At 65.4% G+C, this 12,377-nt stretch carries 13 protein-coding genes; 8 read left to right on the plus strand and 5 right to left on the minus strand.

The window, feature by feature from the left end:
• Positions 1-8 precede the first annotated feature (8 nt).
• Together LFT46_RS15450 and LFT46_RS15455 are read left to right on the plus strand one after the other, a co-directional pair.
• Positions 9-1,073 (plus strand): sodium:calcium antiporter, encoded by a 1,065-nt coding sequence (locus tag LFT46_RS15450; RefSeq protein ID WP_236820267.1) that lies wholly within the window; start codon positions 9-11, stop codon positions 1,071-1,073.
• 84 nt (positions 1,074-1,157) lie between these two features.
• The gene (locus LFT46_RS15455; RefSeq protein WP_236820268.1) at positions 1,158-1,526 is read left to right on the plus strand and encodes a sec-independent translocase; all 369 of its coding nucleotides are present in this window, start codon (positions 1,158-1,160) and stop codon (positions 1,524-1,526) included.
• 45 nt (positions 1,527-1,571) lie between these two features.
• Here LFT46_RS15455 and LFT46_RS15460 read toward each other — a convergent pair whose 3' ends face one another.
• Together LFT46_RS15460 and LFT46_RS15465 are read right to left on the minus strand one after the other, a co-directional pair.
• Entirely contained in the window at positions 1,572-2,096 is a 525-nt protein-coding gene (locus LFT46_RS15460) for a DUF2127 domain-containing protein (RefSeq protein ID WP_236820269.1), read from the minus strand.
• Positions 2,097-2,149: 53 nt separating this feature from the next.
• Complete coding sequence (locus LFT46_RS15465; protein WP_236820270.1) at positions 2,150-4,360, minus strand: transglycosylase domain-containing protein; 2,211 nt, start codon at positions 4,358-4,360, stop codon at positions 2,150-2,152.
• Positions 4,361-4,580: 220 nt separating this feature from the next.
• Here LFT46_RS15465 and LFT46_RS15470 point away from each other — a divergent pair, with 220 nt between their 5' ends.
• The 3 genes from LFT46_RS15470 to LFT46_RS15480 all read left to right on the plus strand — a co-directional run bounded on the left by LFT46_RS15470 (position 4,581) and on the right by LFT46_RS15480 (position 6,582).
• Positions 4,581-5,165, plus strand: coding sequence for a hypothetical protein (locus LFT46_RS15470; RefSeq protein ID WP_236820271.1), 585 nt, complete (start codon positions 4,581-4,583; stop codon positions 5,163-5,165).
• Positions 5,166-5,240: 75 nt separating this feature from the next.
• Positions 5,241-5,987 (plus strand): YcnI family copper-binding membrane protein, encoded by a 747-nt coding sequence (locus LFT46_RS15475; protein ID WP_236820272.1) that lies wholly within the window; start codon positions 5,241-5,243, stop codon positions 5,985-5,987.
• Complete coding sequence (locus LFT46_RS15480; RefSeq protein WP_236820273.1) at positions 5,971-6,582, plus strand: copper resistance CopC family protein; 612 nt, start codon at positions 5,971-5,973, stop codon at positions 6,580-6,582. The genes LFT46_RS15475 and LFT46_RS15480 overlap by 17 nt, the downstream gene beginning before the upstream one ends.
• Before the next feature lie 109 nt (positions 6,583-6,691).
• On the opposite strand, the gene LFT46_RS15485 is transcribed toward LFT46_RS15480, so the two are convergent.
• Complete coding sequence (locus tag LFT46_RS15485; protein ID WP_236820274.1) at positions 6,692-7,204, minus strand: hemerythrin domain-containing protein; 513 nt, start codon at positions 7,202-7,204, stop codon at positions 6,692-6,694.
• Between the two features lie 110 nt (positions 7,205-7,314).
• Positions 7,315-7,659, minus strand: coding sequence for a hypothetical protein (locus LFT46_RS15490; RefSeq protein ID WP_236799297.1), 345 nt, complete (start codon positions 7,657-7,659; stop codon positions 7,315-7,317).
• Positions 7,660-7,830: 171 nt separating this feature from the next.
• Here LFT46_RS15490 and LFT46_RS15495 point away from each other — a divergent pair, with 171 nt between their 5' ends.
• Positions 7,831-8,538 carry a hypothetical protein gene (locus LFT46_RS15495; protein ID WP_236820275.1) on the plus strand — a complete coding sequence of 236 codons (708 nt, stop codon included), beginning with the start codon at positions 7,831-7,833 and terminating at the stop codon, positions 8,536-8,538.
• 353 nt (positions 8,539-8,891) lie between these two features.
• Positions 8,892-9,899, plus strand: a complete 1,008-nt coding sequence (locus tag LFT46_RS15500; protein WP_236820276.1) for an acetamidase/formamidase family protein — start codon at positions 8,892-8,894, stop codon at positions 9,897-9,899.
• Between the two features lie 563 nt (positions 9,900-10,462).
• Here LFT46_RS15500 and LFT46_RS15505 read toward each other — a convergent pair.
• Positions 10,463-11,395, minus strand: coding sequence for a lipid kinase (locus LFT46_RS15505; RefSeq protein ID WP_236820277.1), 933 nt, complete (start codon positions 11,393-11,395; stop codon positions 10,463-10,465).
• A 210-nt stretch (positions 11,396-11,605) separates the two neighbouring features.
• On the opposite strand from LFT46_RS15505, the gene LFT46_RS15510 reads away from it, so the two are divergent.
• The gene (locus LFT46_RS15510) at positions 11,606-12,367 is read left to right on the plus strand and encodes a glycosyltransferase family 2 protein (RefSeq protein WP_236820278.1); all 762 of its coding nucleotides are present in this window, start codon (positions 11,606-11,608) and stop codon (positions 12,365-12,367) included.
• Positions 12,368-12,377 lie beyond the last annotated feature (10 nt).

The following is a 12,377-nucleotide window of genomic DNA, read 5'->3' on the forward strand; positions in this document are numbered from 1 at the left end:
GGAGAGGCATGGAATCGCTGCCCCTGGCAGTTCTGTTACTGATTTTCGCCGGTGCCGCGGCGGTGATCTGGGTGGCGGGAATCCATCTCTCCAAACAGACGGATGTTCTCGATGACCGGCTGCATCTGGGCTCGGCGCTGGGCGGCCTGATCCTTCTTGCCATTGCCACGAATCTGCCGGAAATCGCCATCACTGTCAGCGCGGCCGCTTCCAACAACATCGGGGTGGCCGTTGGAAACATCCTGGGCGGTATCGCCATCCAGACCGTCGTGCTGGTCATCCTCGATGTGTTTGGAACCAGGGGCACCGATCCCCTCAGCTACAAGGCAGCGTCCCTGACCCTGGTCATTGAAGCCGTCACCGTCATCGCAGTCCTGGGCGTGGTGATTGCCGGCAGCCAGATGCCGAACTCACTCGTGGCCCTTCGCCTGACCCCGGCCGCGGTGCTGATCGCCGTGATTTGGATTGTCGGGCTAATCCTCGTCCACCGTTCCCAGAAGGGCCTTCCCTGGCACGAGCAAGGTGACGCCCCCGGTGGTCAGGACCAGCCTCAAGGCCATTCCAAGAAGAAGGCCAACGACAAGAACCGGCACATCAGCACGGGCAAGTCTGCCCTGATCTTCGCAGTCGCTGCGTTGGCAACCCTGGGCGCAGGCGTGGTGCTGGAGCGCAGCGGGGACGCGATCGCCCGGCACATCGGGCTTTCGGGCGTCCTCTTCGGTGCGACTTTCCTGGCCCTGGCCACTTCCCTGCCCGAAATTTCCACCGGGCTGGCATCGGTGAAACAGGGCGACTACAAACTGGCTTTCAGCGACATTTTTGGCGGCAACGCTTTCCTGCCCGTGCTGTTCCTGGTGGCAGTCCTCATCACCGGCAAGCCCGTGCTGCCGCAGGCCCAGGCCACGGACATCTACCTCACCGCCCTGGCCATCCTGCTGACCCTGGCCTACCTGCTGGGCCTCCTCTTCCGGCCGAAAAAGAAACGCCTGGGCATGGGAGCCGACTCGCTGGTGGTCCTGATCCTTTACCTGGTTGGAGTGGCCGGACTATTCGCCGTGGCCACGATGGCCTGACCGCAGGAATCCACCGGCCCTGTGGGGACTCCAAGGCGAGTGCTTCCCACACTCCTGCGGCCGGGACGGCAGTAAAATGAGGGGATGTTCGGTATCGACGCCGAAAAGCTTTTCGTCCTCCTCATCATCGGGGCCCTGGTGCTTGGCCCGGACAAATTACCCGAATACGCCGCCAAGTTTGGCCGCCTTATCCGGGAGCTGCGCCGCATGGCTTCCGGGGCCCAGGAACAGCTCCGCCAGGAACTCGGGCCCGAGTTCGATGACATTGACTGGAAGCGGCTGGATCCACGCCAGTACGATCCCCGCCGGATTATCCGCGAGGCACTCCTGGATGAACCTGCTGACCTCCCCCGGAGCCCGGACGGGAACGAGCGCGCGGAAACGGGGTCTTCGCCGCGGCAGCAAAAGGTGATTCCCGGGCAGGCAGCCCCTTTTGATTCCGAGGCAACCTAGGAGCCCCGTTCCAGGCAGGCGTGCCCTAAATGAAAGGACACGCTGTCAGTGCGAGGACCGGGACCTTGCCGCATCATCCTCAGGCGCCCGGCCCTGCGCCCGCCGGAGCCGGTACTCACGCCAGGTAATCCACACGATGAAGATGTCGAATGCCGTGAGGAGCACCATGCCCCACGAGAAAGACACGGAGATCCGGTACAGCTGGTAGGCGATGAAGACCAGCAGGAAGGCGATCATCCAGGGGTAGGCCCACAGCTTTTCCTTCAGGACGGCCCACACCAGGACGATTTTCACCACGCCGTGCAGAAGGAGGTAGGCAGCGCCAAACAACGACGCCGACCCCGAAAGGTTGGCGGTCATGTGCAGCACGCTGTTGGCCACGAAGTCCCGGGGATCCTGGGCAAGTTCATGCTGGGTGAGGAACCGGGCCACCTCGCCGATCTGCGCCGGCGTGACCAGCAAAAGGAGAATGCCGCCGATCAGTTCCAGGACTCCGTCCAACCCTTTGAGGAGCAGGGAGATGCGGAAGGTCCTGTCGAGCACGGTTGTTCCCGACTGCGCCTTTTCCATTGGTGGTCCCTTCCGAACCCTGCGGCGATCCCCAGGGGCCCAAACGTCCCGGATCAGTTGCTTTTGGTCCGTTGTCCCGCGGGGTCGCTGATGAGGTCCTGTGGCGGCGAGTCGAAGTTTCCGTGATCGTAGAGGCCCACTACGCCCTGCATGTACTGCGCCCATTGCGGCCCGGCGATAAATGCTCCGTCCACCGCGGGATAGAACTTGCCGTTGACAGTGATGTTGCGGCCCAGCCGGCCCGGGCCGCCATTGAACGGATCGCCGAAGAAGGATGCCGTCGCCAGACCTTTCGTGTAGCCCACCACCCAGGTCTGGTTGTTCCATTCATTCGTGCCGGTCTTGGCAGCATCCGGCACCCCGAGTTTCTGCGGAATCAGCAAACCGGAACCTTTGGTGAGGACGTCCTGGAGAACGTTGGTGACGGCCTTCGCAACATCCGGCTTCAGCGCCCCAGCCTGGCACGAGGACGTTTGTCCGCCGATCTTCTTGCCCTGGGCGTCGTCCACTTCCGTGATGGAGATGGGAGTGCAGTAGGTGCCGTTGGCCGCAAAGGTCGCGAAGGCGTTCGCCATGGTCAAGGGTGCCACATTTTGGCTGCCCAGGATGTTCCCCAGGGTTGAGAGATCGATCTTTTCGTCTTTTCCGCTGCCCAGGTGCAGGCCGATGGCATCCGCGGCGCGCTGGACGTCGCAGAAGTCATTGAGCCCGGCCAGCGAGGCAAACGTGGCTGTGTTGATCGACTGGTAGATGCCCTCGCGGACCGTCATGGGCCGGTACCAGTTGGGCTCATCGTTCTGCAGGTCCGAAGACTGCGGCACCGTGCTGTCGAACCAGCCCTGCACGGGGTGGCAGGTTGTCTTCCAGGGGTAGTAGATGCCGTAGCGCCGCTTGGAGGCGTCGACGATCTGGTTTGTCGATTTACCCTCGCCAAGCCAGGCCGCCAGGGTCACCGGCTTCATAGTGGAGCCGGGCTGCATTCCGCCCACACCACCCAGGCTGTTCCCGGCCGCGTCGCTGCCGTCCACGTTGAAGTTGTAGTCAGAGACGAACCCCGCGCCTTGCCCGGGCAGCTTCCGTGAATTCTGCGCCATGGACAGGACTTTTCCGGTGCCCGGTTCGATGGTTACCAGCGAGGCGCCCCACTTGTCCGGGTTGGCGCCGGCAGTGGCGTCCACCTGCGCCTGGGCCGGTCCCTGCAGTCGGGGATCCAGGGTGGTCTTGATGGTCAGGCCGCCGGCCATGATCTTCTGGTCACGGTCGTCCACCGTGGCGCCGTACGCCGGGTCATTCTCAATCTGGTGGATGACGTAGTCGCAGAAGTATTGCGCCTGGGGAGCATACGCGCAGCCCTGTTTGGGCGGGTTGAGCTTGAGCTGGATGGGAGTGTTCACGGCGTCGTCGTGTTGCTGCTGCTTGATGTAGCCGTGTTCCAGCATCGCATCCAGCACCAGGTCGCGCCGCGACTTGGCGGCCTCGGGGTGGAGGGTGGGGTCGTAGAGCGAAGGACCATTGACCAGGCCGGCGAGCAGTGCCGCCTGGGGCAGGGTGAGGTCCTTGGCGTCAATGGAGAAGAAGTACTGGCTGGCGGCCTGGATGCCGTATGCGTTGCTATTGAAACCCACCACGTTCAGGTACCCGGCCAGGATCTGGTCCTTCGAGTACTTCTCCTCGAGGCCGATGGCGAGCTTCATCTCCTGGATCTTCTGGTTCACGCCCTTCTGCCCGTTGAGCACCACCTGGGCGTCCTTGCCCTGGGCGATCAGGTTTTCGTTGAGCATGTTGGTGACGTACTGCTGGGTCAGGGTTGATGCGCCCTGGTGCCCGCCGGCGGCGTCCACGGCCAGGGCCCGGAAGATGCCTTCGGGATCAATGCCGCCGTGCTGATAGAACCGGTAGTCCTCGATTGCCACGATCGCGTTCTTGATGTTGGGCGACATCTGGTCAAGGGAAATCCGCGTCCGGTTCTCGTTGAAAAGGGTGGCGATCTGGGACCCGTCCGCTGCAAGCACACGCGTCATCTGTGCCGGAGGCGCGGAGAAAACGTCGTTGGGGAGGTTGGTGGTCAGGGCAGCAGATCCGCCCGCTAACGCCGTTTCCGTGACGGCTGCCGCCGGCATCATCAGGCCGGCAACAAGGGCCCCGCAAAGGGCACTGACTGCAAGGAAGCCCGCGAACCAGCCCAGCGTGATCCCGGCGATGCGCAACGGGTTCCGGCGCCCGGGCGAGTCTGACGTGGATTGGAAAGAAACTCCCTTGGGCATGCGTGTCTCCGGTTCTCGGCATCGTATTCCTGCAGTGGTCGCAACCGGCCCTCACCCTACTCTTCAAGTCTGGGGCGCTCCTGAACGGTGCACCGGGAGCACAGTTTGCGTCACGGCCAGCGGGGCCGTTTCGGTGAAGAGGCGCCCCGATTAACGGGCACCTCGGGCCCTTGCCTAGAGTGGATACCGGCAAGATCGAGCTGGAAGGGTGGCGTATGGCATGAGTGCCCCGTTGCGCTTCCCCCGCGCCATGGCTGTTACGACGGCGATGGTCGCCTTGGCTGCCGGCGCACACGTCATGGCGGGCGGTGCGCTGCCCCACCCCGTAATCTTCTTGGGGCTTGTGGCGCTGGTGCTGGCGCCGGTCATGATCCTGGCCAGGTTCAAAGTGGCCGCGCCCGCCATGGCCGGGCTCCTGGTGGCCAGCCAGTTGATCCTTCATGAGGCCTTCAACGCCCTGTCCACGCCCGCAGGCTTCCAGCACGTTGCTGTCGGCCACCTCCACGGCCCCGGATCCGTATTGCCCGCATCGGCATTCACCCCGGACTACGCCGTTCCGAACACACTGATGCTGGTCCTGCACGCCGCGGCAACACTGGCCACGGCTGTGGTGCTGGCACGGGGCGAGGCAGCCGTCTGGGCACTCGCCGCGTGGCTGCGCCCCATCATCCGGATCATCACGCCGGTGGTCATCCCTGACTGGCCGCTCCAACCGGCGCGGCCCGCCGTCGTCGTTCTTTCCCGCTGGCGAAACCTCAGGCTGCCGGCCCGGCGTGGGCCGCCGCTGGTTCCCACCGCTCCCTGAGCGGCACCTCACATCCTGACCCGGGCAATTGCCGCGCCGGGTCCCGCCAGCACGCCCTTTTCCTGAAAGCACGCAATGAAAACGACACTTCGCCATACCCTGAAAACCCTGACCGCCGCGACCGCAGCAGCGGGAATCATCGCCGCAGGCGCCACCGCCGCATCCGCCCACGTCAGCGTGGACCCTGACGATACCGGCGCCAACGGCTACTCGCACCTGACGTTCAATGTGCCCAACGAATCCCCCACCGCGAAGACCAGCAAGCTCGAGGTGAAGCTGCCTGCAGACACCCCCTTCACCTCCGTGTCGGTCAAGCCGGTGGAGGGCTGGAGCGCGCAGGTCATCACCAGCGACCTGCCCAAGCCCGTCACAGTGGCTGGCACCACGGTGACCAAGGCGCCGAGCTCCGTAGTGTGGACTGCGGATGAGGCGCACCAGTTGGGCCAGAACCAGTACCAGTCGTTCTCCCTGTCCGTGGGAAGGCTCCCGGCAGCGGGGACCACGGTGACGTTGAAGACGGCGCAGTCCTACACGGACGGCTCCGTAGTGAACTGGGACCAGGAACAGACCGAGGGACAGCCCGAGCCCAAACATCCGGCCCCGTCCTTCACCACCACCGCCGAGGACGGCACGACGGCGGCTGCCGCGGCCGGAGGGCCGGCTGCGGAACCAGCGGCCCAGGTCTCCCCCGCGTCCAACGATGCCGCTTCCGTCTGGGGAATCGTCCTGGGCGCTGCCGGGCTGGTCCTCGGTGCCACCGCCCTGGCGGTTGCCCTCGCCGGGCGGCGCACGAAAGGGGCGGTCCGTGAAAGCGCAAAATAAGGGCCGGGGCTGGCCTGCGCGGCTCCTTCTCACCCTCGCCACAGCTGCGTTCCTGGTACTACCCTCGGCTGCGGCCCAGGCCCACGACGCCCTCGAATCCAGCGATCCCGCCAACGGCGCCACAATCCAGAGCGTCCCGGCCAAAATCGGCCTGACCTTTGACCGCACCCCCATCGCCATCAATTCGATCGTGCGGGTTGAGGACTCCACGGGCACGGACCAGGCAGACGGGGCGGTGGAGATCGTGGACAACCACGTCACCCAGGCGGTCAAAGCAGGAGCGCCCGCCGGCAAGTACACGGTGGTGTGGCGGGTGGTTTCCTCGGACGGGCACCCCATCGAGGGAACCTTCAGCTTCACCGCGAACAGTGCGGGCACGGCGGGCACTGCCGCGGCCGGTACCGCAGGCAGTGGGGGCAGTTCCGGCGCGAGCAGTGACGCGCCCACGACGGCGGCGCCCGCCCAGGCAGGCACCGCGGTCGGCCAGGTGCCGTGGGCCCTGGTGGGCGGCATTGCCGGTGTCCTGGTCCTCGCGCTGGTGGTGACCGGCATCTTCGTCAGGCGCCGGCTCCAAAATTCCGACCAGGAACAGTAAGCGGTACCAAAGTTGGGTCAACGCCTGGAAGGCGGGAACCGGTCACCCTGAAGCCGAACAGCTGCGGGGTGACCGGTTTTGACCGGACTGCGGGCGGACGCGGCCGGCCCTATTCGTGCTCGTGGACGTACTCGTCGGGATCGATGTCCCGGGGTTCGATGCCGCCGGCGTGGGCTGACTCGAAAATGCTGAATGACAGTCCAAGCCGGTGGCGCAGTTCCAGGGAAGCGTGCTGCCGGAAGTCGGTCAAACCTTCGCGTTCTTCCTCTGCCATATGGTCGCCGTTGGCTTCATTGAGCTTTGACAGCGCCTCCCACCACTCCGGTGCCCCTGCCCGGTGGTCGGAGACATCACGGATGGCGTCCCGGATTTCATTGTGGTCGTGGATCGCGTCGGTGGTTTCGTCCCCGGCGGAGTCCTTTCCGCCTGCCCCTGTCCCCAGTTCCATCAAGGCCGGGTAGAACAGTTCCTCTTCTGCCTTGGCATGTACTTCCAGCAGGATGCGGAGCTGATTCCACACGGGTTCCAGGTCTGAAGTTTCGCACTCATGCATTTCGTCGAGCAGGGCGAACCGCCGCCGCTGCTCGTGGTGGTCATTCAAAATCACTTCAACGATGTCCATGGTGGACCTTTCGGCAGGTTCAGCGCGCCCGGGTGAGCCACCAGCCCATCCTTGCAGATGCCCCAACATGGCGTACGTGCGGCGCCGTTCCAGCTCGTTTAAGGGCCGGTTCAGGCAGCGGAACGCCGGATGATGACGATCCGCGCCGCAACCCCGGCGATAACAAGAGCGATTCCCAACGCCAGGAGGATCCACACGGGCACGGAATCGGCATCAATGCTGCGGTAGCAGGCAGCGGCCGCCCCGCCGCCGCCCTGCTGCTGGTCCAGCAGTTCAGCTGCCCGGCTGTTCGGGGCCAACGGGCTGCCGCAGAGAGGACCCGCCGGCTGCAGCCCGATGACGAAACCCAGAATGTACACGTCCAGTCCGGCGGCGGCGATCCACATCCACATGCGCCGCTGCCAAAGCCCCTGTTTGCCGGGGGTAACGGGTCTCGCCAGAGAATCATGCGCCATTGTCCGAGCATAATCCGCACCCCAGACAGAGGTAAGGACCGGACAAGAACCACGGCGTTTTCAGCTTTTCCCCAGCCTTGGCTCCTACAGTGAACCCGTGCCCGGTCACTGGTTCGGCACGCATGCGCAAATTCGGAAGGACACAACGTGGTGAAGCCATCAATTCCGTCAATGAAATCCCGCATCGGAGTCGGGGCGGCGGCAGTCCTCGCCGCGGGTGCCATGGCCGCCGCAGGCGTCGGTGCTGCGTCCGCCTCCCCCACGTCAACCCTCACGTCAACAGCCTCCCCCGCTGCGGCCGCCAAGGCTCACACGCCAAAGGGCTCGGGAGGCCTGGAGGCCTTCCTCAGCCTGAAGGCGGACAGCCCGCAGTCCGCCGGCGACCGTGCGGCAAAGGCCGCCACCGCCTTGGTGAACCACCCCCAGCTTTTCGCAAAGCTCCCCGCCGCCCTCCAGGCGGACGTGACCACCCTCAAGGACGCCCCCGCGGCCGACCGGGTGAAGGACGCCTACAAGATCAAGACCACTGCCCTGTCCGGCGGGTACGGCACCGAAATCCAGAAGCGCGCCGACGCGGCGGAGAAGGCCGCCACCAGCCTGGCCGGGCTTCGCCAGGAGCTGCGCACCGCGTTCAGCTCGGGCAACCCGGGCGCCGGGCTCCAGCAGGTGGCCAGCCAGCTCATCGGCCACCCGAAACTGTTCGCCAAGCTCCCCGCAAATCTCCAGACGGATCTGACGGCACTTAAGAACGCCGCCCCCGCTGATCTGGATGCGCAGGCGAACAAGATCAAGGACACCGCAGTCAACGGCGGCTACGGCACCAAGGTCCAGAAAATGGCGGAAGCGCTGGCCAAGAAGGCTGCGGCCCCCAACACCTAAGCACCGTCAGGTACTAACCGGCACCAGATTCCCCGGTCACAGGCAGGACAAAAGTACGACGGCGGCCCGCACCTGCGCTTTCGACGCGCCAATGCGATTCCGCTGCGCAGATTCCTTCTCGCAGCCCGCATTTGGGGTGCGCAAAGGAAGGTGCGCCGCGAAGATGGAGAAGCGAGTCGAGGAGAGCCCTGGTGCTGCCCGAACTTCCCGAGATCTTCCGGGCGCGAGGACCAAAATACTATCGTGGGGATCGCCGTCGCCGTCGTCCTGTTCAAGACCGGGCGCATGGGTAAGAAGGAAGTACCAATTACGACGGCGGCAGGGGAACCTGAAGCAGCGGAGGTTCAGTAAAGATGGTTGTCCACAAACTCGCGCCCCAGCCAGGCGAATACTCGTACGTGTTCGGCGGCCGGGAGCCGATGATCAGCATCAAGCCCGGCGACATTGTGGAGGTCAGCACCGAGGACTGCTTCGGCGGCCGGGTCACCTCCCCTGACCAGCTGCCCAGCGAAGTGGTGCCCTTCAACGAGATGAATCCTGTCTCGGGGCCGATCGAGGTGGCGGGCGCGGAACCCGGCGACATGCTGGCCGTCCATTTCGTCTCCATCGTGCCGGCCCGAAAGTACGCGGTGTCCTGCGTGCTTCCGCAGTTCGGCGCCCTGACGGGAACGCGCGAGACGGCCACGCTCAACGAGTCGCTGGAGGAACGCGTCTGGTTCTACGACATCGACCTGGAGAACTGGACCGCCTCGTTCAAGGCGCGGAACTCCGACTTCCGGCTTCAGTTGCCGCTGGATCCCATGCACGGCACCGTGGGTGTGGCCCCTGCCGGCGGCGAAGTCCGGCTGGTCATGACGCCGTCCACGCACGGCGGGAACATGGACACCCCGGAAGCCCGCACCGGGACCACGCTGTACCTGCCGGTCAACGTGGCCGGGGCCATGCTCTCCCTCGGTGACGGCCACGCCCGCCAGGGCGAGGGCGAAGTCTGCGGCACCGGCCTGGAATCCGCCATGAACTCGGTGATCGCCGTGGACCTGATCAAGGAGGGTGCCGCCGCCTGGCCCCGCCTGGAGAACGACGACTTCATCATGAGCACCGGTTCCACCCGCCCGCTTGAGGATGCGTACCGGACTAGCCAGAAGGACCTCATCGCCTGGACCTCGGACCTGACCGGAATGGACCTGCTGGACTCCTACCAGCTGGTCAGCCAGATGGGCCTGGCCCCGGCGGCCAACGTATGCGATCCCAACTACACGATGGTGGCCAAGCTGCCCAAGTGGACGCTCCAGGGCGCCCAAGCATATGGCGGCGCCCACAGCCGCCTGCGCAAGGCAGCCGAGGACTACACCGCACGGTAGAAAACGGCACAAAACAACGGAAGCGCTGCAGGTCTCTTGCCAGATCTGCAGCGCTTCCGTTGTGTTGGGAACGCCCTCAACGTCTGCCGGCACGAAATTTCGCCGACCTTGATGCAATCTTGATCGAAAGCAAACAGGTCCTTGAGGCATTCCCTTCAAAGTGGTGCGTGAAGGACGGGGACGCAACCTTGATGCACCTGGGAACTGGGCCCAGTCAACCCGCGCCTGCATCGGATAAAACCGATGGTCTCAGAGCCTGGCGGCGCTAAGAAGCGGCGCCGCCAGGCAACCACCCCCATTCCACACAGGCCAGGGGCCGACGGCGGAGGCAACGGATCAGCGTCGATCCGAAAAAAGCCGTCGGCCCCCACATCCCTCAAAGAAGTACGACGACGGCACGCACCTTGGATTTCGACTCGCGAATGGGATGTCGACTCGCAGATTCCTTTTCGCGGCCCAAATTGGGGGAGCGAAAAGGAATCTGCGCCTCGAAAATGGGGAACCGTGTCGCGGAGGGAATTGCGCCTCGAAAATGGCAGGGCAAGCGGCCGCGGAGGGCTCCCCTACGAGTCCAGTCTCGCCGCGGTGCTGTATTGCGGCACCACGACATGCACGGCGTTGCGGTCGATGGTGAAGTCCGCGGGCGTGACTGTGGCGATCTCGCCGTCGAGGTTCACCGGCATTGGCGGCTCCGTGACCAGCCGGACCCGCGTCGTGGTGAAGTGGTACACGCCGTCGCGCTCCACGAAGCTGCCGTCCTTGAGCAGGCGGGCGATCCGCACGTGCTCCCGGAGCGGCGCCCCCGGGATGGCATAGATATCCAGGGTGTGATCGTCGATGCCGGCGGTGGGCGAGACCGCATTGCCGCCTCCGTAATGCCGGCCGTTGCCCACCGCCACCTGCAGCATGTTTTCCAGCTCCAGCGGTTCGTGGTCGCCTTCCGGGAACTCGAGCCGGGCACGGAAGGGCTTGTGCCGGGCATACGCGCGCACCGCGGCAACGCCATAGGCCAGCGGCCCCAGCCTCCGCTTCAGCCGCGGGCTCAGGCTTTCGGTCACCCCCACGGACAGGCCAACCGACGCCACGTTGAGAAAGGGCTCGCCGTTGGCCCGCCCCAGGTCGATGTCCACCACTTTCCCGTCGGCGAGCGCAGCACACGCCGCCTCAAGGTTGGCCGGAATTTCGAGGGTGCGGGCAAGGTCGTTGGCTGTCCCCAAGGGTAGGACCCCCAGCACCGTTCCAGTTCCGGCGAACCGCCCGGCAGCGAAGGACACGGTGCCGTCGCCGCCGCCGACGACCACCAGGTCATGACCCTTCGAGGACACAGCCTCGAGTGTCGAAGCCAGATCGCCACCGGACCGGACGAGGTGCACGGCGGAGATCGGCAGGCCGGCCTGCCGCAGCTTCTCCACCACCGGCTCCGCCCCGGCCGCGGCCAGGCGCGCACCGGCGTTGATCACCAGGGCAACGGACTCCGCGTCTCGGGCAGCCTTCATGGGGACCATCCTAGGTGGACCGGACAGGCGGATTTCGACGCGCGAATGAGATTCCGCCGCGCAGGTTCCTTCCCGCGACCCACATTTGGGGAGCGCAAAGGAGTGTGCGAGTCGAAAACGGGGAACCGCATCGCGGACGGACATGCCCGTCGAAAATCAGCCAGGCCCGCGACCGGGCGGAAGGACAGCGAAGCAGGCTAGCATCAGGGAATGCCGTCCCTCTCCGTGGTCATCCCGTGCAAGGATGACGGCCCTTTCCTGGAACGCTGCCTCCAGGCCCTGCAGTCCCAGGCTATGGCTCCGCTGGAAATCATCGTGGTGGACAACGACTCCATCGACAACACTGCGGAAATCGCAGCAAAGTTCGGCGCCCGGGTCCTTCACGAACACGTGCCGGGGATCGCCGCCGCCGCCTCCGCCGGCTACGACGCCGCCCGCGGGGACATCATCGCCCGCTGCGACGCGGACAGCCTCCCGCCGGCGGACTGGCTGGAACGCATCTGCCGGCGCTTCGAGCAGGAACCGGACCTGGCCCTTCTCACCGGGCCCGGCGTCTTCTACGGCACGGGCAGGATCCGCGGCAAACTCGCGGGGGTCGCCTACATCCAGGCCTACTTCGTCCTGATGGGCGCGGCCATGGGGCACTGGCCGCCCTTCGGCTCCAACTGCGCCTTCGGCCGACCGGACTGGGAGCAGGCCCGCGCCAGGGTGAACCGGCTGGACACGGGCGTGCACGACGACGTCGACCTCGGCTTTGCGCTGGACCCCGCCCGCCGCACGGCCTACGATCCCTCGCTGAAGGTTGGCATTTCGGCCCGCGCGCTTGCCGGCGGCGCCGATGCACGCCTGCGGTTCAAGCGCGCCTTCCACACCCTGGGAATCCACTGGCGGCAGCTGCCTCCCTGGGAGCGCTGGAAGGTGACGCTGAAAGCCCGCGGCGAGCGCCGCCGTCGTCCGTCACCACAACGGTGACACAAGGAAC

The organism is Arthrobacter sp. FW306-07-I (assembly GCF_021800405.1).
GTDB lineage: Bacteria > Actinomycetota > Actinomycetes > Actinomycetales > Micrococcaceae > Arthrobacter.

Bases quoted from the DNA above. Each gene is read 5' to 3' on its own strand.
- LFT46_RS15450 (WP_236820267.1), top strand. From the start codon at position 9: ATGGAATCGCTGCCCCTGGCAGTTCTGTTACTGATTTTCGCCGGTGCC.
- LFT46_RS15455 (WP_236820268.1), top strand. From the start codon at position 1,158: ATGTTCGGTATCGACGCCGAAAAGCTTTTCGTCCTCCTCATCATCGGG.
- LFT46_RS15460 (WP_236820269.1), bottom strand. From the start codon at position 2,096: ATGGAAAAGGCGCAGTCGGGAACAACCGTGCTCGACAGGACCTTCCGC.
- LFT46_RS15465 (WP_236820270.1), bottom strand. From the start codon at position 4,360: ATGCCCAAGGGAGTTTCTTTCCAATCCACGTCAGACTCGCCCGGGCGC.
- LFT46_RS15470 (WP_236820271.1), top strand. From the start codon at position 4,581: ATGAGTGCCCCGTTGCGCTTCCCCCGCGCCATGGCTGTTACGACGGCG.
- LFT46_RS15475 (WP_236820272.1), top strand. From the start codon at position 5,241: ATGAAAACGACACTTCGCCATACCCTGAAAACCCTGACCGCCGCGACC.
- LFT46_RS15485 (WP_236820274.1), bottom strand. From the start codon at position 7,204: ATGGACATCGTTGAAGTGATTTTGAATGACCACCACGAGCAGCGGCGG.
- LFT46_RS15490 (WP_236799297.1), bottom strand. From the start codon at position 7,659: ATGGCGCATGATTCTCTGGCGAGACCCGTTACCCCCGGCAAACAGGGG.
- LFT46_RS15495 (WP_236820275.1), top strand. From the start codon at position 7,831: ATGAAATCCCGCATCGGAGTCGGGGCGGCGGCAGTCCTCGCCGCGGGT.
- LFT46_RS15500 (WP_236820276.1), top strand. From the start codon at position 8,892: ATGGTTGTCCACAAACTCGCGCCCCAGCCAGGCGAATACTCGTACGTG.
- LFT46_RS15505 (WP_236820277.1), bottom strand. From the start codon at position 11,395: ATGAAGGCTGCCCGAGACGCGGAGTCCGTTGCCCTGGTGATCAACGCC.
- LFT46_RS15510 (WP_236820278.1), top strand. From the start codon at position 11,606: ATGCCGTCCCTCTCCGTGGTCATCCCGTGCAAGGATGACGGCCCTTTC.